This is a genomic window from Bradyrhizobium sp. UFLA05-125 (assembly GCF_059803515.1).
Genome location: NZ_JBANBJ010000004.1, coordinates 113637 through 134811, shown reverse-complemented (window position 1 = coordinate 134811; position 21175 = coordinate 113637). Strand labels below are relative to the sequence as shown.

Annotated in this window: 18 protein-coding genes; 12 read left to right on the top strand and 6 right to left on the bottom strand. The window is 64.6% G+C overall.

Features of this window, described 5'->3' with window-relative positions:
- Window positions 1-106 precede the first annotated feature (106 nt).
- A complete protein-coding gene (locus SO156_RS07015; protein ID WP_458143484.1) occupies window positions 107-1123 on the top strand; it encodes a transporter in 1017 nt (338 codons plus the stop codon).
- Window positions 1124-1253: 130 nt separating this feature from the next.
- Entirely contained in the window at window positions 1254-2552 is a 1299-nt protein-coding gene (locus SO156_RS07010; RefSeq protein ID WP_498534310.1) for a carbohydrate porin, read from the top strand.
- A gap of 13 nt (window positions 2553-2565) precedes the next feature.
- Here the strand turns inward: SO156_RS07010 and SO156_RS07005 are convergent, their stop codons facing one another.
- From SO156_RS07005 to SO156_RS06995, 3 genes are all read right to left on the bottom strand, one after another.
- Window positions 2566-3864, bottom strand: coding sequence for an MFS transporter (locus SO156_RS07005; RefSeq protein WP_498534309.1), 1299 nt, complete (start codon window positions 3862-3864; stop codon window positions 2566-2568).
- A 111-nt stretch (window positions 3865-3975) separates the two neighbouring features.
- Window positions 3976-5166, bottom strand: a complete 1191-nt coding sequence (locus SO156_RS07000) for an acetyl-CoA C-acyltransferase (RefSeq protein ID WP_498534308.1) — start codon at window positions 5164-5166, stop codon at window positions 3976-3978.
- A gap of 277 nt (window positions 5167-5443) precedes the next feature.
- Window positions 5444-6214 carry an enoyl-CoA hydratase gene (locus tag SO156_RS06995; protein ID WP_498534307.1) on the bottom strand — a complete coding sequence of 257 codons (771 nt, stop codon included), beginning with the start codon at window positions 6212-6214 and terminating at the stop codon, window positions 5444-5446.
- A gap of 156 nt (window positions 6215-6370) precedes the next feature.
- Between SO156_RS06995 and SO156_RS06990 the strand changes: the two genes are divergently transcribed.
- A complete protein-coding gene (locus SO156_RS06990; RefSeq protein ID WP_498534306.1) occupies window positions 6371-6910 on the top strand; it encodes a PaaI family thioesterase in 540 nt (179 codons plus the stop codon).
- A gap of 59 nt (window positions 6911-6969) precedes the next feature.
- Window positions 6970-7587: a TetR/AcrR family transcriptional regulator gene (locus SO156_RS06985; RefSeq protein ID WP_458143494.1), complete on the top strand. Its 618-nt coding sequence runs from the start codon at window positions 6970-6972 to the stop codon at window positions 7585-7587.
- A 109-nt stretch (window positions 7588-7696) separates the two neighbouring features.
- Here the strand turns inward: SO156_RS06985 and SO156_RS06980 are convergent, their stop codons facing one another.
- A complete protein-coding gene (locus SO156_RS06980) occupies window positions 7697-8605 on the bottom strand; it encodes a LysR family transcriptional regulator (RefSeq protein ID WP_458143496.1) in 909 nt (302 codons plus the stop codon).
- A gap of 102 nt (window positions 8606-8707) precedes the next feature.
- On the opposite strand from SO156_RS06980, the gene SO156_RS06975 reads away from it, so the two are divergent.
- The 8 genes from SO156_RS06975 (at window position 8708) to SO156_RS06940 (ending at window position 18057) form a co-directional block, all read left to right on the top strand.
- Window positions 8708-10204, top strand: coding sequence for a CoA-acylating methylmalonate-semialdehyde dehydrogenase (locus SO156_RS06975; RefSeq protein WP_498534305.1), 1497 nt, complete (start codon window positions 8708-8710; stop codon window positions 10202-10204).
- 22 nt (window positions 10205-10226) lie between these two features.
- Entirely contained in the window at window positions 10227-11372 is a 1146-nt protein-coding gene (locus SO156_RS06970) for an isobutyryl-CoA dehydrogenase (RefSeq protein ID WP_498534304.1), read from the top strand.
- Entirely contained in the window at window positions 11369-12439 is a 1071-nt protein-coding gene (locus SO156_RS06965) for an enoyl-CoA hydratase/isomerase family protein (protein ID WP_498534303.1), read from the top strand. The genes SO156_RS06970 and SO156_RS06965 overlap by 4 nt, the downstream gene beginning before the upstream one ends.
- The gene (mmsB, locus tag SO156_RS06960) at window positions 12372-13361 is read left to right on the top strand and encodes a 3-hydroxyisobutyrate dehydrogenase (RefSeq protein ID WP_498534302.1); all 990 of its coding nucleotides are present in this window, start codon (window positions 12372-12374) and stop codon (window positions 13359-13361) included. The genes SO156_RS06965 and mmsB overlap by 68 nt, the downstream gene beginning before the upstream one ends.
- Before the next feature lie 132 nt (window positions 13362-13493).
- A complete protein-coding gene (locus tag SO156_RS06955; RefSeq protein WP_498534301.1) occupies window positions 13494-15212 on the top strand; it encodes an AMP-binding protein in 1719 nt (572 codons plus the stop codon).
- Entirely contained in the window at window positions 15213-15692 is a 480-nt protein-coding gene (locus SO156_RS06950) for a MaoC family dehydratase (protein WP_458143506.1), read from the top strand.
- A gap of 230 nt (window positions 15693-15922) precedes the next feature.
- Window positions 15923-16840, top strand: a complete 918-nt coding sequence (locus SO156_RS06945; RefSeq protein ID WP_458143508.1) for an SDR family NAD(P)-dependent oxidoreductase — start codon at window positions 15923-15925, stop codon at window positions 16838-16840.
- On the top strand, window positions 16837-18057 hold the full coding sequence (locus SO156_RS06940; RefSeq protein WP_498534374.1) for a BaiN/RdsA family NAD(P)/FAD-dependent oxidoreductase: 1221 nt from the start codon (window positions 16837-16839) through the stop codon (window positions 18055-18057). The genes SO156_RS06945 and SO156_RS06940 overlap by 4 nt, the downstream gene beginning before the upstream one ends.
- Before the next feature lie 109 nt (window positions 18058-18166).
- Here the strand turns inward: SO156_RS06940 and SO156_RS06935 are convergent, their stop codons facing one another.
- Window positions 18167-19246: a D-TA family PLP-dependent enzyme gene (locus tag SO156_RS06935; protein ID WP_498534300.1), complete on the bottom strand. Its 1080-nt coding sequence runs from the start codon at window positions 19244-19246 to the stop codon at window positions 18167-18169.
- A gap of 116 nt (window positions 19247-19362) precedes the next feature.
- Complete coding sequence (locus tag SO156_RS06930; protein WP_498534299.1) at window positions 19363-21174, bottom strand: ABC-F family ATP-binding cassette domain-containing protein; 1812 nt, start codon at window positions 21172-21174, stop codon at window positions 19363-19365.
- Between the last annotated feature and the right edge of the window lies 1 nt (window position 21175).

The window sequence follows — 21175 nt, the reverse complement described above, 5'->3', positions numbered from 1 at the left end:
TCGCATCATCAAACTGTAACACTGGTGTAATCCAATTAAGTACCCGCGAAGGTCGGGAGGAGGCAAACAGCCCCCGGACCTGGGCTGCATTGACGTGGGGGTGAGCATGGTTGAGCAAGTAACGCTTGCCAGCGTAACGGATGATTCTGCGCTGGCTATTCCCGGCCTGGTCTGGGCGTTCCGCCTGCACAGTGACGGCAGCGCTGAGGCGCTGCCGATCGACCAGCCGATCGAGTTCAGCCATGATGGCCGGCTCTGGCTGCATTTCAATCTGACCGATGCGCGGGCGCGGCCGTGGATCGCGGCCTCCGGCCTGCCGCCGCTCGCGCGCGAGCTGCTCCTGTCCAAGGACACGTTTCAGCAGCTCCACGTCATCGATGACTGCGTCTACGGCGTGTTTTCCGACCTCGTGCGCGACATCGAGAGCCCGACCGAAGAAACCGCGTTCCTGCGCTTTGCGATGACCGGACAGCTTCTGATCAGCGGTCGCCATCAGGCGCTGTGCTCGGCCGATGCGACACGTCGGATGCTCGAGGGCGGCTACCGCGTCGCGAATGTCGCAGCTCTCTTGGAGAAGATCGTCGACGAGGTCGCCGACACCATGGACCGCATGGCCGACAGGATCGGTCAGGACATCGACGGCATCGAAGAAAAGATCGCGGCCGATGATGCCAAGCCGGAGATGCGCAGCATTCTGAGCCGGCAGCGTCGCACTTGCGTCCGGCTGCATCGCCAGTTGACGGGACTTCGAATCCTGTTTCATCGACTTGACCAGAAGCATGGGGACGATCTGCCCCCGGAGTTGCGAATTCAGGCTGGCAAACTCGCGCAACGCCTGGACGGCCTTGACCACGACATTGTTGAGCTCCGTGAACGGACCCGCCTGCTTGAGGAAGAGCTGCACTTCAAGAATGAAGAAGAGAGCAACCGGCATCTTCATACGCTGTCGATCGTGACCACGCTGCTGCTGCCGCCGACACTGATCACCGGAATCTTCGGCATGAACACCAAGGGCCTGCCGCTGACGGACGTCGAGGAGGGCTTCATCTATGCGGCCTGCCTGATGGTCGCCTCTGCGGGCCTCGCCTATTACTTCATGCGGCGCATGGGCATTCTCAAATAGCACGCGATCCGGCTTCAACCATGTGTGCAGAGTAATGTCTCCGTTGCGAAGTGTGCTCGCAATCGTGACGGCGTGCCTTGCAGGCGCGTGGGCAAGCACGAACGCATTCGCCGGTGCCAAGGATGAGAGCGTGGCAGATTGGTTGACGCCAAAATGGTTCAACGACTGGCACGATGGGCTCGCCAACAAGGGCCTGAATTTCGGCCTCACCTATATCGGCGACAACATCGGCAATGTATCCGGAGGCGTCGCACGGGGCGCCATCCATTTCGGTCGGTTCGATTTCTCCGTTGACGCCGACCTCGACAAGCTCGTTGGCTGGACGGGTGGCCGCTTCTACGCCAACGCCTTCGAGATCTACGGTCGCGGGCTGACGCGCAACTACATCTACAATCTCGCCACCATCAGCGAGATCGAGGCGTTGCCCGACACCAGGCTCTACAACGCCTATTTAGAGCAAAGCCTGTTCGACGGCAGGTTGAACATCAGGGCCGGCCAGCAGGCGGCGGACGTCGAATTCTTCGACAGCGAAACGGATGACCTCTTCATCAACGGCACCTTCGGCTGGCCGGCAATCAAGGCCACCAACCTGCCGGCGGGCGGGCCAGCCCCGCCGATTGCGGTGCCGGGAATTCGCGTCAAGGCCGCGGTTTCGGACAACGTGACCCTCTTCGGTGCCGTTTTCAACGGCAATCCGGCGCGGCCCGGTGACGGCGATCCGCAGACGCGCGACAATCATGGACTGGCGTTTCGCGTCAATGATCCGCCGTGGCTCATCGGGCAGGTTCACTTCGACTATCATCTCGATATCGGTGGGAGCTCGCTCGCCGGCAATTTTACGCCCGGTGGCTGGTATCACCTTGGCGATTTCAACAGCCAGCGCTTTACAGCCGAGGGCCTTTCTATCGCCGACCCCACCGGGAGCGGCATCCCGGCCCAGCTGCGCGGCAACTATGGAATCTACGCGGTGGTGGAGCAGACCCTCTGGCGGCCGCCGGGGGTGACCGAGAAAACCGTCTCCGCGTCGATACCGGGCGTCACGGCGTTCGGCCGGATCGCCTACAGCCCGCCTGACCGCAACCTGATCGACCTCTATCTCGACGGCGGCGTCGGCTTCGTCGGCTTTACCCCCGGCCGCCCCCTCGACCGGTTCGGGGTCGGGATGGCCTATATGCGGATATCGGGCTCTGCCCGAAGCCTCGATGTCGACACGCAGTTCTTCAGTGGAATCCAGAGCCCCGTACGCAGCAATGAGACCCTGCTTGAAGTGATCTACGAGGCGCACATCAAGCCGGGCTGGCTGCTGGCCCCTTATTTCCAATACGTGTGGCGGCCGTCCGGCGGCATCCCGAATCCAAATGACTCGACCGGCGTCTCGCGCATCGGCGACGCCGCAGTGTTCGGTCTGACCACCACGCTGAAGTACTAGATCCGCACCACCATCATTTGCTGGCTGCCAGTGCCATCGCAGGCTTCGGCTGTCGCGCGAGCGCCAGCACGATCAGTGATGCGAAGATGCAGAGCGCGCCGGCGATGAAGAAGGCGGGCAGATAACTCGCGAGCAGCGTCCGCGACAGGCCGGCGCCAAAGGCGGCGGAGCCGGCGCCGAGCTGGTGGCCGGCAAAAATCCAGCCGAACACCAGATTGGCGCGCTCGGGGCCGAATTTCTGCGCCGTCAGGCGTACCGTCGGTGGCACGGTGGCGATCCAGTCGAGACCGTAGAACATTGCAAACAGCGACAGGCCGTAGAAGGAGAAGTCGCTGAACGGCAGGAACAGCAGCGAGAGCCCGCGCAGGCCATAATACCAGAACAGCAGCCAGCGATTGTCGTAGCGGTCGGATAGCCAGCCGGACATGATGGTGCCGAAGAAGTCGAAGATGCCCATCGCCGCGAGCAGGCTCGCGGCCTGCACCTGCGGGATGCCGAAATCGAGGCACATCGGGATCAGATGGACCTGGACGAGGCCGTTGGTCGAGGCGCCGCAGACGAAGAAGGTCGCAAACAGGATCCAGAACGCACTGGACGTCGAAACATCGCGCAGCGTGCCGAGCGCAACAGCCGTGATCGGCGCGTGGCTGACCGGCGGGACGGGCAGGGGCTCGCTGCCCTCGTCGCCGAACGGACGCAGGCCCACGTCGCTCGGGCGGTCGCGCATCGCGAGCGCCACGGCGGTTGCTGAGACGCCGAGCATCACGCAGACGAAGCTGAGGGCAAGGCGCCAGCCGAAGCGTTCGGTGAGACTGGCAAGCAGCGGCAAGAATACGAGCTGCCCGGTGGCGACGCTCGCGGTCATGATGCCGACCACGAGGCCGCGCCGCGCGGCGAACCAGCGCGTGGCGATGGTGGCCCCTAACACCAGCGCGGTCATGCCGGTGCCGATGCCGATCACGACGCCCCACAGCAGCATGAGCTGCCAGACCTTCGTCATCGCGAGCGAAGCCACCAGCGCCGAGACGACGATGAGCTGCGCAGTAAGCGTCACGTTGCGCAGGCCGTAGCGGTTGAGGAGAGCGGCCGCGAACGGCGCCATCAGACCGAACAGGATGAAGCGGATCGAGAGCGCCGAGGAAATCTCCGCGGTGCTCCAGCCGAATTCCTTTTGCAGGGGCACGATGAACACGCCGGGGGCGCCGACGGTGCCGGCGCTGATCAGCGCGGCGAGGAAGGTCACGCCGACCATCACCCAGCCGTAGTGGATGTTGCGACGGCCGAGTGCTGCCGCGAGCCAGTTCGAAATCATTGGGCCCCAACCTTACCTGGAGGATTTAGCGCGACCTGTTCGAGCCTGGCATTGTGGCACGACTCGCGCGCGTCTAAAATGACAGGCTTCCCTCAATTTCGGACATTCTGCCTAGTGCGCAAAACGTTCCACCGCGATCGCAGTGGCTTCGCCGCCACCGATGCACAGCGCCGCAACGCCGCGCTTCAGATTTTGCGCTTCCAGCGCATGCAACAGCGTCACGATCAGCCGCGCGCCGGTGGCGCCGATGGGATGGCCGAGGGCGCAGGCGCCGCCATTGACGTTGAGCTTCTCTCTGGGAATACCGAGGTCGCGCTGCGCGGCCATCGCGACAACGGCAAAGGCCTCGTTGATCTCGAACAGGTCGACGTCATCGACACCCCAGCCGACCTTGTCCAGCAGCTTGCGGATCGCCGGGATCGGCGCGGTGGTGAACCATTGCGGCTCCTGGCTATGGGTGGCGTGGCCCTTGATCTCGGCCAGGAGCGGCAGGCCGCTGCGATCGGCCAGCGCGCGCCTTGTCAGCACGAGGGCGGCCGCCCCGTCGGCATTGGCAGATGAGGCAGCCGGCGTGATGGTGCCGTTGGCGCGGAACGCCGGCTTCAATCCGGGGATCTTTGCCGGATCGACCTTCAGCGGATGCTCGTCATTGGCAATGATGCGGGGACCGGCCTTCTCGCTGAGCGTGATCGGTGCGATCTCGGCCTTGAACGCGCCGCTCTCCACCGCCTTGCGCGCGCGGCTGAGCGTCTCCATCGCAAAGGCGTCCTGATCCTTGCGCGTGAACTGATAGGCTTCTGCGGTGGCCTCGCCAAAGTCGCCCATCGAGCGGCCGGTCTCGTAGGCATCCTCCAGCCCGTCCATCGTCATGTGGTCGATGATGCGCTCATGGCCGGCGCGGTAGCCGCCGCGCGCCTTCGCCAAGAGATAGGGCGCGTTGCTCATGCTCTCCATACCGCCTGAGACGACGATCTCCGCGGAACCTGCGCGGATGATGTCGTGCGCCAGCATGGTCGCCTTCATCCCGGATCCGCAGACCTTGTTGACGGTGGTCGCGCCGGTCGCATCGGGCAGGCCCGCCGCGCGCGCTGCCTGGCGGGCCGGCGCCTGGCCTTGGCCGGCGGGCAGCACGCAACCCATGAAGACCTCGTCGACCTTCTCCGGCGCGAGTTTTGCGCGTTCCAGCGCGGCGGAGATCACATGCGAGCCGAGCTTGTGCGCAGCGAGCGGCGACAGCTCGCCCATGAAGCGGCCGAGCGGGGTGCGGGCGGCGGAAACGATGACGACGGGATCGGTGGCCATGGCGGGCTCCCTGGAATAATCTTGTAAGATTATGATCATCATATGATGCGCTGCAAAAAATGCAACTGTGCCAGTCATGACAAATTGTCGTGTGTAGGATGAGATTTTTGGAGGCCGCGTTTGCCGTATACCTGAGCTCGCGCCCCACACCACGCCGTCATCACCCGCGAAGGCGGGTGATCCAGTGTTCCAGAGGCAGTGCAAGGATACGGAGAGGCCGCGGCGTACTGGATGCCCCGCCTGCGCGGGGTATGACACCTTTAATGCCGAGACAGTCTTACCGTTTCCGGTTGACGAACTCCTGCATCAGTCGCGTCGGCTCGTCCGTCAGAAACGACTCGCCGAACACCTTGACGCTGAGGTTGACCGACTCGGTCAGCGGCAATTCCTCCCATTGCCGCAGCAGCGCCTTCTGCGACCGCAGCGCTTCGGGGCCGCAGGCGAGCAGCGCCTTCACGGTGTGTTCGACCGCCTCGTCGAGTCCGCCCTCCGGGGCGACCTTGTCGACGAGGCCCCAGGCGAGCGCCGTCGACGCATCGATATTTTCCGCCGTCATCACCAGCCAGCGCGCGCGGCCCCAGCCGATCAGGCGTGGCAACAGCGCCGCATGAATCACCGAGGGAATGCCGACGCGGACCTCCGGCATGCCGAAATGCGCATCATGGGCAGCGATCCGGAAGTCGCAGGCCGCCGCGACCTCGAGCCCGCCGCCGAGACACCAGCCCGGCATTCGCGCAACGACCGGGGCAGGGAAATTGCGTACGGCTTCGCAGAGATCGCGCAGGCGCGAGATGAACGCCTCGGCAGATGTCTGGTCGAGATTTGCCATCTCCTTGATGTCGGCACCCCCGATCAGGCTCTTCTCGCTCTGGCCGCGCAGCACCAGGACGCGGATGCTGCGGTCAGCGGCGAGGCGTTGCAGGCCGTCGCGCATGGCTTCGGTGACCGGCGAGCTCAAGATGTTGAGCGAGCCGGCGTTACAGATCGTGACATAGACGACGCCGCGCGCATCGCGCGTCACGCCGCAGTGGGCATTGAGCATTTCCATCGTGGGAACTCGAACGTTGATGGACACGGATGCGGGGCGCACCGGTCAGCATCACTTCCGGTCCGAAACCCGCGCTTGTCAAGCGGTAGAGGGATCGATTTGCCAACAGCGAAATCCGCTCTATAGTATGATGGGTGTAATACAAAAGAGGCCGTCATGACTGCATCCGATACGTTCGAGCTGTTTTCGCCCGCGCTCCGGCGCGAACGGGTGGTGGGCTGGCAGGCGCCGGCGCCGGTCGCCAAGGCTGCCATGGGACTATCCGGCATCGATGCCATGGAGGCGATCCGCGACGGCCGGCTGCCCGGTCCGCCGCTTGCAATGTTGATCGGCTTCATCATGGCGGTGGTCGAGCCGGGCCGGATCGTCATGGAACTGGAGCCGCGGGAGGATCTCGAAAATACTATCGGGCTTCTGCACGGGGCGACCGCCGCGGCGCTGCTCGATACCGCCATGGGCTGCGCGATCACGACCAGGCTGGCAGCCGGCCAGGGCTCGGTCACCCTCGATCTGAAACTGACCTTCCTGCGTCCGCTCTCGGTCCGCTCGGGACTGATCTCGGCCGAAGGCAGGGTGATCAAGCTCGGACGCCAGACCAGCTACACCGAAGGCTTCGTCCGCAACGGCAAGGGCGACCTTGCGGTGCACGCAACGGCGACCTTTGCAATGATCGGCAATAACCTGACAGCGAATTAATGCACCACTTTCGCAGGTGGCGTGTTATTAAATGATTTCCGACATCCAATGAGAACGGCATGCGCTATTCCAGGGAACACAAGCAGGAAACCCACGACCGCATCGTGAAGAAGGCGTCCGTGCGGCTGCGCGAGAAGGGTGCCCACGGCATCGGCGTCGCCGACCTCATGAAGGAGGCGGGCCTGACCCATGGCGGGTTCTATGCGCATTTCGATTCCCGCGAGGCGTTGGTGATCGAGGCCTTTGCCTATGCCATGGACCGATCGATGGATCACTGGCGCAAGATGACGGGCGAGGTCGCTCCCGAGAAGCGGCTGACGCTGATCGCGGAGAGCTATCTCTCCGCGCTGCACCGCGACGATCCCGGTCATGGCTGCTCGATCCCCGCGCTCGGCGCCGAGATCGCCCGCGAGAGCCCGAAGACGCGCAAGGCCTTTGCCGGCAAGCTCGACGAGATGATCGAGATGCTGGCCGATCACGTCACCGGCGTGCCGCGCAAAGCCGCACGCAAGCAGGCGATCGCGACGCTTGCGACGATGGCGGGCACCATGCTGCTGGCACGGATTGCCGGCTCGAGCGAGCTCTCCGACGAGGTGCTGAAGGCGGGCAAAGATACTGCACTCGAAAGTGCGCGTCGTGAACCGGCGGCAAAGAAGGCCCGCGAAAGGCAGAACTAGGCGGGATGCCGTAGGGTGGGTTAGCGAAGCGTAACCCACCACTTATCTCTTCGCGGAAACGAAAGAGGTGGGTTAGCGAAGCGTAACCCACCCTACGAATCCTACGAGCTCATCGCCCCGCGAACAACGCCCGCTCGCGCTCAACGATCTCACAAATGTAATCGGCGACCGCGCGGATGCGCGCGAGATCCTTGCTGTCGGCATGCATCAGCATCCAGAAGGTGCGGGTGATCGAGATCTCCGCAGGCAGGACCGGTTTGAGCTGCGGATAATCTGCTGCCATGAAATGCGGCAGCACGGCGATGCCGAAGCCGGCGAGCGTGGCGTTGAGCTGCGCGATCAGATTGGCGCTGCGGAAACGCGCGGAAATCTTCGGTGACACCTGCGGCAGATAGTCGAGCTCCGGCGTGAACAACAGCTCCTCGATATAGCCGACGAACCGATGCTGCGGCAGCACCTCGCGCGAGGTGATCTCTGGGAAGCGGTCGAGATAGGCGGGGGCAGCATAGAGCCCGAGGCGGTAGTCGAGCAGCTTGCGGCCGACGATGCGGCCTTCCTTTGGCATGGTCAGGCTGATGGCGATGTCGGCCTCGCGCTTGGAGAGGCTGAACAGCCGTGCCGTAGCCACAAGTTGCAGATCGAGATCGGGATACCGGTCCGCAAACGGTGCGAGCCGCGGCGCCAGGAACGCGGTGCCGAACCCGTCGGGCGCGCCGATCCGCACCGTGCCGGTCAGTCGCGCGAGCGAGCCGCCGACCTGCTCCTGGTTGGCGACGATGGTCGATTCCATCGCCTCCGCACTGTCGGCGACGCGCTGGCCGGCCTCGGTGAGCAGGTAGCCGGTCTTGCGCCGGTCAAACAGCTTTGCCGAGAGATGCTTCTCGAGCCGGTCGACGCGGCGGATCACCGTCGCATGGTCCACACCGAGCTGTTTCGCCGCAGCCGACACCGAGCCGCCCCGCACGATGGCCAGCACGAAGCGGAAGTCGTCCCAATCGATCGCGCCTTGATCCAGCATTTTCGCACATCTATGGTGCAATATCTCAGACTTGAATCCTATAAAATGCAGGTCGATAGGATTTGTCAAAGCGATCAGGCTGGGCCTCAAGGAGATCATTCCATGCGCGCAATCGGACATTTCATCGGTGGCAAGGAGGTCAAGGGCACCTCGGGCCGCACCGCCGACGTCTTCGAGCCGATGACCGGTGACGTCCAGGCCAAGGTGGCCCTGGCATCGAAAGCGGAAGTCCGTGCAGCCGTCGAGAACGCCCGCGCTGCACAGCCGGAATGGGCCGCGACCAATCCGCAGCGCCGTGCCCGCGTGATGACGAAATTCGTCGAACTTGTGCAGCGCGATTACGACAAGCTCGCCGAACTGCTCGCGCGCGAGCACGGCAAGACCGTGCCCGACGCCAAGGGCGACATCCAGCGCGGTCTTGAGGTCGCCGAGTTCGCCTGCGGCATTCCGCACCTGATGAAGGGCGAATACACCGAAGGCGCCGGACCCGGCATCGACATCTATTCGCTGCGCCAGCCGCTCGGCGTCGTCGCCGGCATCACGCCGTTCAATTTCCCGGCGATGATCCCGATGTGGAAGTTCGCGCCCGCCATCGCCTGCGGCAACGCCTTCATCCTGAAGCCCTCCGAGCGCGATCCGGGCGTGCCGATGAAGTTGGCCGAGCTGATGATCGAGGCGGGCCTGCCGGCCGGCATCCTCAACGTCGTCAACGGCGACAAGGAAGCGGTCGATGCGATCCTCGACGATCCCGACATCAAGGCGATTGGCTTCGTCGGCTCCACGCCGATCGCGCAGTACATCTATGAGCGCGCAGCTCAAACCGGCAAGCGCTGCCAGTGCTTCGGCGGTGCCAAGAACCACGCCATCGTCATGCCCGATGCAGACATGGACCAGGCGGTCGACGCGCTGATCGGCGCCGGCTACGGCTCGGCCGGTGAGCGCTGCATGGCGGTATCGGTCGCCGTGCCCGTCGGCAAGGCCACCGCCGACCGTCTGATGGACAAGCTGATCCCGCGCGTCGAGTCGCTCAAGATCGGCACCTCGATCGATCCCTCCGCCGATTACGGTCCGCTGGTGACGCGCGAGGCGGTCGAGAAGGTCAAGAGCTACATCGACATCGGCATCAAGGAGGGCGCGACGCTCGCGGTCGACGGCCGCGGCTTCAAGATGCAGGGCTACGAGAAGGGCTTCTATCTCGGCGGCTCGCTGTTCGACAACGTCACCAAGGACATGCGGATCTACAAGGAAGAGATCTTTGGCCCCGTGCTCTCGGTCGTGCGCGCGCATGACTATAAGGAAGCGCTGGCGCTGCCGTCGGACCACGACTACGGCAACGGTGTCGCGATCTTTACCCGCGACGGCGACGCCGCGCGCGACTTTGCCGCCAAAGTGAACGTCGGCATGGTCGGCATCAACGTGCCGATCCCGGTGCCGATCGCTTACTACACTTTCGGCGGCTGGAAGAAGTCGGGCTTCGGTGATCTCAACCAGCACGGCCCGGACTCGATCCGCTTCTACACCAAGACCAAGACGGTGACCTCGCGCTGGCCGTCCGGCGTCAAGGAGGGCGCGGAGTTTTCGATCCCGCTGATGAAGTAATCCTTCTTGGAGCGAGGGCACGATGCAGTTCGCTCTGAACGAGGATCAGCTCGCGGTTCGCGACATGGCGCTGGCGTTTGCGGCGGAGAAGATCGCGCCGCATGCGCTGCGCTGGGACGAGGAGAAGCATTTCCCCGTCGAGGTGATGCGCGAGGCTGCAACGCTTGGCATGGGCGGAATCTACATCCGCGATGATGTCGGGGGCTCCGGCATGACACGGTTCGATGCGGCGCTGATCTTCGAGGCGCTCGCGACGGGCTGTCCGACCACCTCGGCCTTCATCTCCATCCACAACATGGCGTCCTGGATGATCGATGCCTTTGGCAGCGACGCCCAGCGCCAGAAGTGGCTGCCAAAGCTCTGCACCATGGAGTGGATTGCGAGCTATTGCCTGACCGAGCCGGGCGCTGGCTCGGATGCGGCGGCATTGCGCACCCGCGCGGTGCGCGACGGCGACCATTACGTCCTGAACGGGCAGAAGCAGTTCATCTCGGGCGCTGGCGGCACCGATATCCTGGTTGCGATGGTGCGCACCGGCGGCGATGGCGCCGGCGGCATCTCCGCAATCGTCGTCGACGGTAAGACGCCTGGCGTCTCCTTCGGCGCCAATGAGCGCAAGATGGGCTGGAACGCACAGCCGACCCGCGCTGTGATGTTTGAGAATGCTCGCGTGCCGGTGGCCAATCGCCTGAGCGAGGAGGGCATCGGCTTCAAGATCGCCATGGCAGGGCTCGACGGCGGCCGTCTCAATATCACGGCGTGCTCGCTCGGCGGTGCGCAAGCCGCGCTCGACAAGGCGCGCACCTACATGAAGGAACGCAAAGCCTTCGGCAAGCAGCTCGACCAGTTCCAGGCGCTGCAATTTCGCCTCGCCGATATGGCGATCGAACTCGAGGCTGCGCGCACCTTCCTCTGGCGCGCAGCCGCCGCGCTCGACCGCAAGGACCCGGATGCGACCATGCTCTGCGCCATGGCAAAGCGGTTCGGCACCGACATCGGCTTCGAGGTCGCCAACCACGCGCTCCAGCTTCACGGTGGCTACGGCTACCTCAGCGAATACGGTATCGAGAAGATCGTGCGCGATTTGCGCGTGCACCAGATCCTCGAAGGCACCAACGAGATCATGCGGTTGATCGTGGCGCGCAAGCTGATCGAGGGCGCGCGATGACGGTTATGATGGAAGAGGGCGACCTGATCGCGCGTGTCGAAGGTTCGGCCGGCGTGATCCGGCTCAACCGCCCCAAGGCGATCAACGCCGTGACGCTGGAGATGTTTCGCGACATCGAGAAAGCGCTCGACCGCTTCGAGGCCGATCCGGCCGTCGGCGTGATCCTTCTGGAAGGTGCCGGCGAGCGTGGCCTGTGCGCCGGCGGCGACATCCGCGCGCTCTGGGAGAGCTCGAAGGTCAATGGCGATCTCGGCAAGATCCTGTGGCGCGAGGAGTACATCCTCAACGCCCGGATCAAGAAGTTTCCAAAGCCCTATGTCGCGTTCATGGATGGCATCGTGATGGGCGGCGGTGTCGGCCTCTCCGCACATGCGAGCCATCGCGTCGTTACCGATCGTACCAAGCTGGCGATGCCCGAGGTCGGCCTCGGCTTCTTCCCGGATGTTGGCGGCACGTATCTGTTGTCGCACGCGCCGGGCGAGATTGGCACGTTCTTTGGTTTGACCGGCCAGACCATGAATGGCCCGGATGCGGTCTACGCGAAGTTTGCCGATGCCGTCGTGCCCGCTGCGAAGCTGCCGGAGCTGCGCGAGGCGCTCACGAAGGCTCCTCCGGGCGTGGCCGCGGCCGAGGTGAGCAAGCTCATCAGCAGATTTGCCACCGGCCAGACCGCGGGGCCCGTGGCCGCACAACAGGCGACGATCGATGCATTGTTCGCCTTCGATCGCATGGAAGAGATCGTTGCTGCACTCAAGGGCGATGGCTCGGATTTCGCGCAGTCTACGCTCAAGACACTCGGCGAGAAATCGCCGCGCGGCATGGTCGTGACGCTGGAGCTGTTGCGGCGAGCGCGCAAGGTGTCGACACTGGAAGAATGCCTCGTCCGCGAATATCGCGCCGCGCTCGAGGTCTTCCACAGCGACGATTTTCGCGAGGGCGTGCGGGCCGCCGTGATCGACAAGAACCGCAATCCAAAATGGTCGCCGCCGCGAATCGAGGATGTCACGCCTGATATGGTCGCACCGTACTTCGCCGAGATCGGCGCCGACGAGCTCAAATTCAACTAATGCTGCGAAACGCGCTCAAGCGGAGGAAACGAAAATGGCCACGATAGCATTCATCGGTCTCGGCAACATGGGCGGCCCGATGGCGGCCAACCTGGTCAAGGCCGGCCACAAGGTGGTCGCGTTCGACCTCGTCGAAGCCTCACGCAACCAGGCCAAGGCCGATGGCGCCAGCATCGCCGAGAGTGCGGCCGGTGCCGTGAAGGGCGCCGATGTCGTCGTCACCATGCTGCCGGCCGGCAAGCATGTGCTCGCCGTTTGGAAGGACGTCATTCCGGCGATGACCAAGGGCGCGCTGATCATCGACAGCTCGACGATCGACGTCGAAAGCGCGCGGCAGGCGCATGCGCTGGCTAGCCAGCATGGCGTGCTCTCCGTGGATGCGCCGGTCTCCGGCGGCACCGGCGGCGCCAAGGGTGCGACGCTTACCTTCATGTGCGGCGGCGACGACAAGGCGTTCGCTGCGGCAAAAACCGTGCTGGAGAAGATGGGCAAGAAGATCGTCCATTGCGGCGGCGCGGGCGCGGGGCAGGCGGCAAAGATCTGCAACAACATGATCCTCGGCATTTCCATGATCGCGGTCAGCGAGGCCTTTGCGCTCGCCGAAAAGCTCGGGCTCTCGCATCAGGCGCTGTTCGACGTCGCCGCGACCTCATCAGGCCAGTGCTGGTCGCTGACGACCTATTGCCCGGTGCCGGGCCCGGTGCCGACGTCACCTGCCAACAACGACTATAAGCCGGGCTTTGCCTCTGCGCTGATGGTGAAGGACCTGACCCTGGCGCAGGACGCCGCGAAGGCCGCAGGCGCAGCAACCCCGCTCGGCAAGCATGCGCAGGAGATCTATCAGTCTTTCGACGCAGCCGGTCACGGCGGGGTGGATTTTTCCGGAATTATCAAGCACGTTCGCAGCCTCGCTGGAGAATAGCGAGGGTTTGCTCGTGGCCCGAATGGAGCGAAGCGAAATCCGGGACAGCTTCTCCCAATTGCGTAGCCGGTCCCGGATTGCGCTTCGCTCCATCCGGGCTACGTTCGAAGGTCAATTTGACGGACTCGGACCATGACGACCTTTCAGGAAGCGCGTGCGTTTCTGCTTCAGCACCGCACGGACTACGACGCCGCGGTCAAGGGATTTCGCTGGCCCGATCCGGTTCCCTTCAACTGGGCGCTCGACTGGTTCGACGCCGAGCTGGCGGCGAACGCTGACAGCAAGAATCGGCCCGCGCTCTGGATCGTCGATGCCGCGCAGGAGCGCGAGACCAAGCTTTCTTTCGAAACGCTGTCGCTCCGCTCCAACCAGGTTGCCAACTTCCTCCGCGCACAGGGCCTGAAGCGCGGCGATCATCTCCTGCTGTTGCTCGGAAACGTCGTTCCGCTCTGGGAGACCATGCTCGCAGCGATGAAGCTCGGCGTCGTCGTGATTCCGGCCACGACGCTGCTCACCGCGGATGAGCTGCGCGATCGTCTCGATCGCGGCAAGGCGAGGGCGGTGGTGGCGACGCAGGACCAGGTCGCCAAGTTCGCTAGCCTCGGTGCCGAGGGTCTCGTTCGCATCGTGGTGGGCGCGGCCTCCGACGGCTGGATCGCCTTTGAAGAAGCCGCAAAAGCTTCCGAGACGTTTACGCCGGATGGCCCAACGAACGCCGACGACCCGATGCTGCTCTATTTCACCTCGGGCACCACGGCAAAGCCAAAGCTCGTGCGGCACAGCCAGCGCAGTTATCCCGTCGGTCATCTCTCCACGATGTACTGGCTGGGCTTGCAGCCAGGCGACGTCCACCTCAACATCTCTTCGCCCGGCTGGGCCAAGCATGCCTGGAGCTGCTTCTTCGCGCCGTGGAACGCTGGCGCAACCATCTTCGTGGTCAACCAGCCGCGCTTCGACGCCAAGGGATTGCTCGCCACGATCGGCCGCTGCGGCGTCACCACGCTGTGCGCGCCGCCGACGGTGTGGCGGCTGTTCATCCAGGAGAACCTCGCCGCGTTCAAGGTGTCCTTGCGCGAGGCCTGCGGCGCCGGCGAGCCGCTCAATCCGGAAATCATCGATCAGGTGCGTGCCGCCTGGGGGCTGACCATCCGGGACGGCTACGGCCAGACCGAGACCACGGCGCTTGCCGGCAATTCGCCGGGTCAGAAAGTCAAGATCGGCTCGATGGGTCGGCCGCTGCCGGGTTTTCGCGTGCAGATCAGCGATGCCGACGGCAATCCTGCGAGGGAGGGCGAGGTGACGCTCGTGCTCGGCGACAGCCGTCCCGCCGGCCTGATGCAGGGCTATCAAAGCGACGACGGTCAATTGTCCGGCGCCGAAGGCGAGCTCTATCGCAGCGGCGACGTGGTGTTCGAAGACGAGGAGGGCTATCTCACCTTCGTCGGCCGTTCCGACGACGTCTTCAAATCCTCGGATTACCGCATCAGTCCGTTTGAGCTGGAAAGCGTGCTGCTCGAGCATGAGCTGGTTGCAGAAGCTGCGGTGGTGCCGAGCCCGGATCCGATCCGGCTCGCGATTCCCAAGGCCTTCGTGCTGCTGACCTCGGGCGCCGAGCGCTCGGCGGAGACCGCGCTGTCGATCTTCAGGCATCTGCACACGCGCCTTGCGCCGTTCAAGCGGATTCGGCGCATCGAGATCGTCACCGAGCTGCCGAAGACGATCTCTGGAAAAATCCGCCGCGTGCAGCTACGCAGGCTCGAGCGCGACGATGATCGCGACGATCCCCTGCGCGGCCGGGAATTCCGCGAGGAGGATTTTCCTGAGCTGCCGAAAACACGGAGTGAGACCTAAGTGAACGAAGTCTGGAAGAAGCCGCCGATCACGCTGGAGGCCTATCAGGCCCTGGTCGGCAAGGAGGTCGGCGTGTCGTCGTGGCACCTGATCGACCAGCCGCGCATCGACACCTATGCCGACGTGATCGAGGATCACCAGTTCATCCACGTCGATCCCGAGCGCGCCAGAGCGGAGACCGCGTTCGGCACCACGATCGCGCATGGCTTCCTGACGATGTCGCTGCTGTCGATCATGTCCTATGAGGTGATGCCGGTCATCGCCGGCACCACGATGGGCGTGAACTACGGTTTTGATAAGCTGCGCTTCATCTCGCCGGTGCGCTCGGGCAAGCGCGTCCGCGGCCGGTTCGTGCTGGCGGAAGCAAAACTCCGCAAGCCCACGGAATTGCAGTCCCGCACCAATGTCACGGTTGAGATCGAGGGCGAAGACAAGCCGGCGCTGGTCGCCGAGTGGCTCGGGTTGATCTATTTCGCCTGACCGCCTTCAGTCGCTACCGGACTTGACCCGGCCATTCATCACTGATCAAAACGCTGTCAAATCGGCGCGCGCTCGCACCCTCTCCCCTTGTGGGAGAGGGTGCCTCGCGGAACGCGAGGCGGGTGAGGGGTCTCTCTCCGCGAGCGCATCTGTGGAGACAACCCCTCATCCGGCGCGCTGCGCGCGCCACCTTCTCCCGCAAGGGGAGAAGGAAGAAAGGAACAGCACTCATGGCAATCAGGTTTGACGGACGCGTCGCCATCGTCACTGGCGCGGGCAACGGTCTGGGGCGGGCACATGCTTTGGGGCTCGCGAGCCGCGGCGCCAAGGTCGTGGTCAACGATTTCGGCGGCGCGCGCGATGGCACCGGAGCCTCGCTGTCGCCGGCGGAGGCCGTCGTCGAGGAGATCCGCAAGGCGGGCGGCACCGCGATGGCTGACGGCGCGGATGTCTCCAATTTCGAGCAGGTCACCGCGATGGTCGAGCGCGCCACCAGGGAATGGGGCAGCGTCGACCTGCTCTGCGCCAATGCCGGCATCCTGCGCGACAAGTCCTTCGCCAAGATGGAAGCAGCCGATTTCCAGAAGGTGCTCGACGTGCACCTCGTCGGCACGTTCTACTGCTGCAAGGCGGTGTGGGCCGGCATGCGTGACCGCAACTACGGCCGCATCGTGCTGACGACGTCGTCGTCCGGCCTCTACGGCAATTTTGGACAGGCCAATTACGGCGCGGCGAAGTCCGGCATGGTCGGCCTGATGAACGTGCTTGCGGAAGAGGGCCGCAAGACCGACATCCGCGTCAACATCATCTCGCCGACGGCCGCGACCCGCATGACGGAGGAGCTGCTGCCGCCGCAGGCGCTGCAATTGATGAGGCCGGAGGCGATCACGCCGGCGGTCGAATACATGCTCAGCGAGGACGCCCCGACCCGAACCATCATGGGCGCTGGCGCCGGCTCGTTCGCGGTAATCAGGATCGTCGAGAGCGAGGGAATCAACCTGGCGCAGGCGGACTGGACGCCGGACGCGATCGCCGCCCATTTCGCCGAGATCAGCGACATGTCGAAGGCCAAGGCGCTGCAGGGCGCATTCGAGCAGACGCAGAAATACGTCGCGCAGGCGGCCGCGCGTGCGGGGGTAAAACTCTGACCAACGTCGCCGTCATCGGCGCCGGTCCCGCCGGGCTGATGGCGGCGGAGGTGTTGGCGGCGGGCGGCGCTGCCGTCACCGTCTACGACGCCATGCCCTCTGCGGGGCGTAAATTCCTGTTGGCCGGCCGTGGTGGGCTCAACCTCACGCATACCGAGCCGCTGCCGCAGTTCATCGCGCGCTACCGCGAGGCGGCACCCAAGCTGCAAGCTGCAATCGACGCGTTTCCGCCGGACGGCTTGCGTGAGTGGTGCGAGGGACTGGGTGAGCCGACCTTCGTCGGCAGCAGCGGACGTGTGTTTCCGAAGGCTTTCAAGGCATCGCCCTTGCTGCGGGCCTGGTTGCTGCGGCTTGATGCCGGCGGCGTTCAGTTTGCATTTCGCCACCGCTGGACCGGATGGGACGACGAGGGGCGGCTGTTGTTTCTGACGCCCAACGGCCCTTCCACCATCGGCGCCGATGCCACCGTGCTCGCGCTCGGCGGCGCAAGCTGGCCGCGGCTGGGCTCCGATGGCGGCTGGGCCAAAGTGCTGGCCGGGAAGGGCGTGACGCTCTCGCCGCTACGGCCTGCGAATTGCGGCTTCACGGTCGCCTGGTCCGAAGTGTTCCGGACGCGCTTCGAAGGCCAGCCGCTGAAAGGCATTGCCTTCGTCTTCGGCGGACACACGGCGCGCGGCGAGGCGATCATCACGCATAGTGGCATCGAAGGCGGCGCAATCTATGCGTTGTCGGCCGAATTGCGCGAGGCGATTGCCGCAAGGGGCGAGGCGATTTTGCACGTCGCTCTGCGGCCTGATCTCGATCGCGGCGCGCTCACCACGCGGCTCTCCGCGCCGCGCGGCAAGCAGTCGCTTTCGAACTTCCTGCGCAAAGCGGGTCAGCTCTCGCCAGCCGCCGCTGGTCTGCTGCAGGAGGCGGCGATCAAGGAGGGGCTGTCGCTCTCATCGCTGCCGCCCGCGCGCCTCGCCGAACTGATCAACGCAGTGTCGATCAAGCTGACCGGCGTCGCGCCGATCGCGCGCGCGATCTCCAGCGCCGGCGGGATTTCGTTCGACGAGCTCGACGCCGATTTCATGATCCGCAAGTTGCCCGGCGTCTTCGCCGCCGGAGAGATGCTGGATTGGGAAGCACCGACGGGGGGCTATCTGTTGCAGGCGACCTTCGCGACGGGAGCGGCCGCGGGCAGAGGCGTGTTGAAGTGGCTCTCGAAATCGTAGGGTGGGCAAAGCGAAGCGTGCCCACCATTTTCATGGCAACCGAAAAGGTGGGCACGGCGCTTTGCGCCTTTGCCCACCCTACGGACTACGGCAGAATCCCTGTGCGCTCCTACCGCAACTTCCCGCGGGCAGCGACCGGCAACGTGCCGATGATCTCATCGCCGCGCACCATCACGACCTCGTCCATCATGTTGACGACGACGCAGACGTGGTTCGGCACGATGCGCACGACGTCGCCGACGTTCGGCCGGGTGTTGCTGCGGGAGAGATCGAGAAAACCGTGCTCCTCGGCGAAGCGCGCGATCTTGGCCTCGGGGTGCTCCAGGATCAGACCATGGCCGTCGAGCCCGCCGGTATCGGTGGTCAGCGTCTTCGAACCCGCATCGAGGATGCCGCGCTCGGGCGCGGCGCGGCTGACGACCGTGGAGTAGATATGCAGCGCGCAGTCGTCCCAGGTGGCGACGCCGGCTGCGACCTGCATGCGGTCGTTGTAGATATAGGTGCCGAAGCGATGCTCGGTGCCCCCCTTCAGCTTGCCGATATTGACGAGGTTCGGCGTACCACCCGTCGAGACGATCGTGGCGTCCAGCCCAAGTGCGCGCACGCCGGCCAGCGCCTCATCGTAGAATTTCTGCGCGTCGACCCAGCCTGTCTCGGTCGGATAGAGCATGAAGCCGGCGAAATGCAGTCCCTTGGAGGCCGCGATCTCGCGCGCCAGTGCAATCGCCTCAGCCGGCGTCTCGACGCCCGCGCGCTTGCGTCCCGTGTCGCACTCGACGACGACGGACAGCGGCCGGCCTGAGGCCGCTGCCGCCTTGGGCAATCCGGCAATAACCGTGGAGTTGTCGGCCGCCACCGTCATATTGGCCTTGGCTTGCAGCGCCCCCAGGCGCGCCATCTTCTCCTCGCCGAGCAGATTGTAGCTGATCAGGATGTTGTCGATGCCGGCATTGGCCATGATCTCGGCCTCGCCTAGCTTCTGGCAGGTGATGCCTTTCGCACCCGCCGCCACCTGCATTTTTGCCAGCGTCGGGTTCTTGTGCGTCTTGATGTGCGGCCGGTTGGCAACGCTGGCATCATCGCAGGCCTTCTGGATCCGCGCGATGTTGCGCTCGACCTTGTCCATGTCGATGACGGCACAGGGTGTGCCATATTCACGGGCGATCTTGACGGCGAGGGGCGTGGTCATCTGATCTCTCTATTCTCGGTCCCGTAGGATGGGTAGAGCGAAGCGAAACCCATCAGAACCAATCCCGTTGTGCGATGGGTTTCGCTGCGCTCTACCCATCCTACGATTTTTACGACCTAAGCCTGTTCGATTTCTTCACGGAGCATTTCGAGTTCAAGCCAGCGCTCTTCCGCAGCGGAAAGTTCCTCATGCGCCTTGGCGATCGCGGCAGATGTATCGTCGAATTTCTTGCGATCCTTGGCGTAGAGGTTGGGATCGTCGAGGACGCGCTGCAATTTCCCGATGTCGGCATGCAGGGTGTCGATCTTCTTCGGTAGCGTTTCCAGCGCATGCTTCTCGTTGAAGCTCAGCCGCCGTTTTGGTGCGGACGTAGGAACGGCGGGACGCTCTTCCTTCTTCTCGGCAGGGGCCTGCGCCTTCACGGTCTCGCGTTTCAGGTCGGCGCCGCGCTGCGCCAGCATGTCGCTGTAGCCGCCGGCATATTCGATCCAGCGGCCGTTGCCCTCGGGCGCGATCACCGAGGTCACGACGCGGTCGAGGAAGTCGCGGTCGTGGCTGATCAGGATCACCGTGCCCTCGTAATCGCCGAGCATCTCCTCGAGCACGTCGAGCGTTTCCAGGTCGAGATCGTTGGTCGGCTCGTCCAGCACGAGAAGGTTCGAGGGCTTGGCCAGCGCGCGCGCCAGCATCAGGCGGCCGCGCTCGCCACCCGAGAGCACTTCCAACGGCGTGCCGCGCTGCTCCTGTGCGAACAGAAAGTCCTTCATGTAGCCGACCACGTGCTTCGGCTTGCCGCCGACCATGACGTGGTCGCCGCGGCCGCCGGTGAGCGCCTCGGCGAGCGTCGATTTGGGATCGAGGCTTTCGCGGTGCTGGTCGAGCGTCGCCATCTCCAGATTGGCTCCTAACCGCACGGTGCCGGAGTCCGGCTCCGTCCCGCCGGTCAAGAGGTTGACCAGCGTGGTCTTGCCGGCGCCGTTCGGCCCGATGATGCCGAGCCGGTCGCCGCGCTGGATGCGGGTGGAGAAATTCTCCACGATCCTGCGCTCGCCATAGGCCTTGGTGATGGCCTTCGCCTCGATCACCAGCTTGCCGGAGGCTTCCGCTTCCGCCGCGGCGAGGTTGGCGCTGCCGGCCGTGCCGCGATAATTGCGCCGCTGCGCGCGCAACGCATGCAGATTGGCGAGCCGCTTGACGTTGCGCTTGCGCCGGCCCGAGACGCCGTGGCGCAGCCAGTGCTCCTCGTCGACGATCTTGCGGTCGAGCTTGTGCTGGTCGCGCTCTTCTTCGGCCAGCACCTCGTCGCGCCAGGCCTCGAACGAGGCAAAACCGCGATCAATCTGCTTGATCCTGCCGCGATCGAGCCAGGCGGTCGAGCGCGAGAGATTGGAAAGAAAGCGGCGGTCGTGGCTGATCAGCACCAGCGCGCTGCGCCGGCTGTCGAGCTCTTGCTCCAGCCATTCGATGGTGGTGAGGTCGAGATGGTTGGTCGGCTCGTCCAGCAGCAGGATATCGGGCGAGGGCGCCAGCACCCGGGCCAGCGCCGCGCGGCGGGCTTCGCCGCCGGAGAGATTGGCCGGATTCTCCTCGCCCGTGAGCCCGAGCTGCTCCAGCAGATAGCGTGCCTGATGGTGGTCGTCGCCGGGCGCGAGCCCGGCCTCGACATAGGCGAGCGTGGTCGCATGATCGCCGAAATCCGGCTCCTGCGGCAAATAGCGGATCGTCGCGCCCGGTTGCACGAAGCGCGTGCCGCCGTCGGGCTCGACGAGGCCGGCCGCGATCTTGAGCAGTGTCGATTTGCCCGAGCCGTTGCGCCCGATCAGGCAGACGCGCTCGCCTGGCGCGACGTTGAGCTCGACGCTCGTGAGCAAAGGTGTGCCGCCGAATGTGAGGCGGATGTCTTTCAGCTGGATCAGCGGCGGCGCCATG

Coding starts and splice junctions, on each gene's coding strand:
- SO156_RS07015 (WP_458143484.1), top strand. CDS start 107: ATGGTTGAGCAAGTAACGCTTGCCAGCGTAACGGATGATTCTGCGCTG.
- SO156_RS07005 (WP_498534309.1), bottom strand. CDS start 3,864: ATGATTTCGAACTGGCTCGCGGCAGCACTCGGCCGTCGCAACATCCAC.
- SO156_RS07000 (WP_498534308.1), bottom strand. CDS start 5,166: ATGGCCACCGATCCCGTCGTCATCGTTTCCGCCGCCCGCACCCCGCTC.
- SO156_RS06995 (WP_498534307.1), bottom strand. CDS start 6,214: ATGGAAATGCTCAATGCCCACTGCGGCGTGACGCGCGATGCGCGCGGC.
- SO156_RS06990 (WP_498534306.1), top strand. CDS start 6,371: ATGACTGCATCCGATACGTTCGAGCTGTTTTCGCCCGCGCTCCGGCGC.
- SO156_RS06985 (WP_458143494.1), top strand. CDS start 6,970: ATGCGCTATTCCAGGGAACACAAGCAGGAAACCCACGACCGCATCGTG.
- SO156_RS06980 (WP_458143496.1), bottom strand. CDS start 8,605: ATGCTGGATCAAGGCGCGATCGATTGGGACGACTTCCGCTTCGTGCTG.
- SO156_RS06975 (WP_498534305.1), top strand. CDS start 8,708: ATGCGCGCAATCGGACATTTCATCGGTGGCAAGGAGGTCAAGGGCACC.
- SO156_RS06970 (WP_498534304.1), top strand. CDS start 10,227: ATGCAGTTCGCTCTGAACGAGGATCAGCTCGCGGTTCGCGACATGGCG.
- SO156_RS06965 (WP_498534303.1), top strand. CDS start 11,369: ATGACGGTTATGATGGAAGAGGGCGACCTGATCGCGCGTGTCGAAGGT.
- mmsB (WP_498534302.1), top strand. CDS start 12,372: ATGTCACGCCTGATATGGTCGCACCGTACTTCGCCGAGATCGGCGCCG.
- SO156_RS06955 (WP_498534301.1), top strand. CDS start 13,494: ATGACGACCTTTCAGGAAGCGCGTGCGTTTCTGCTTCAGCACCGCACG.
- SO156_RS06945 (WP_458143508.1), top strand. CDS start 15,923: ATGGCAATCAGGTTTGACGGACGCGTCGCCATCGTCACTGGCGCGGGC.
- SO156_RS06935 (WP_498534300.1), bottom strand. CDS start 19,246: ATGACCACGCCCCTCGCCGTCAAGATCGCCCGTGAATATGGCACACCC.
- SO156_RS06930 (WP_498534299.1), bottom strand. CDS start 21,174: ATGGCGCCGCCGCTGATCCAGCTGAAAGACATCCGCCTCACATTCGGC.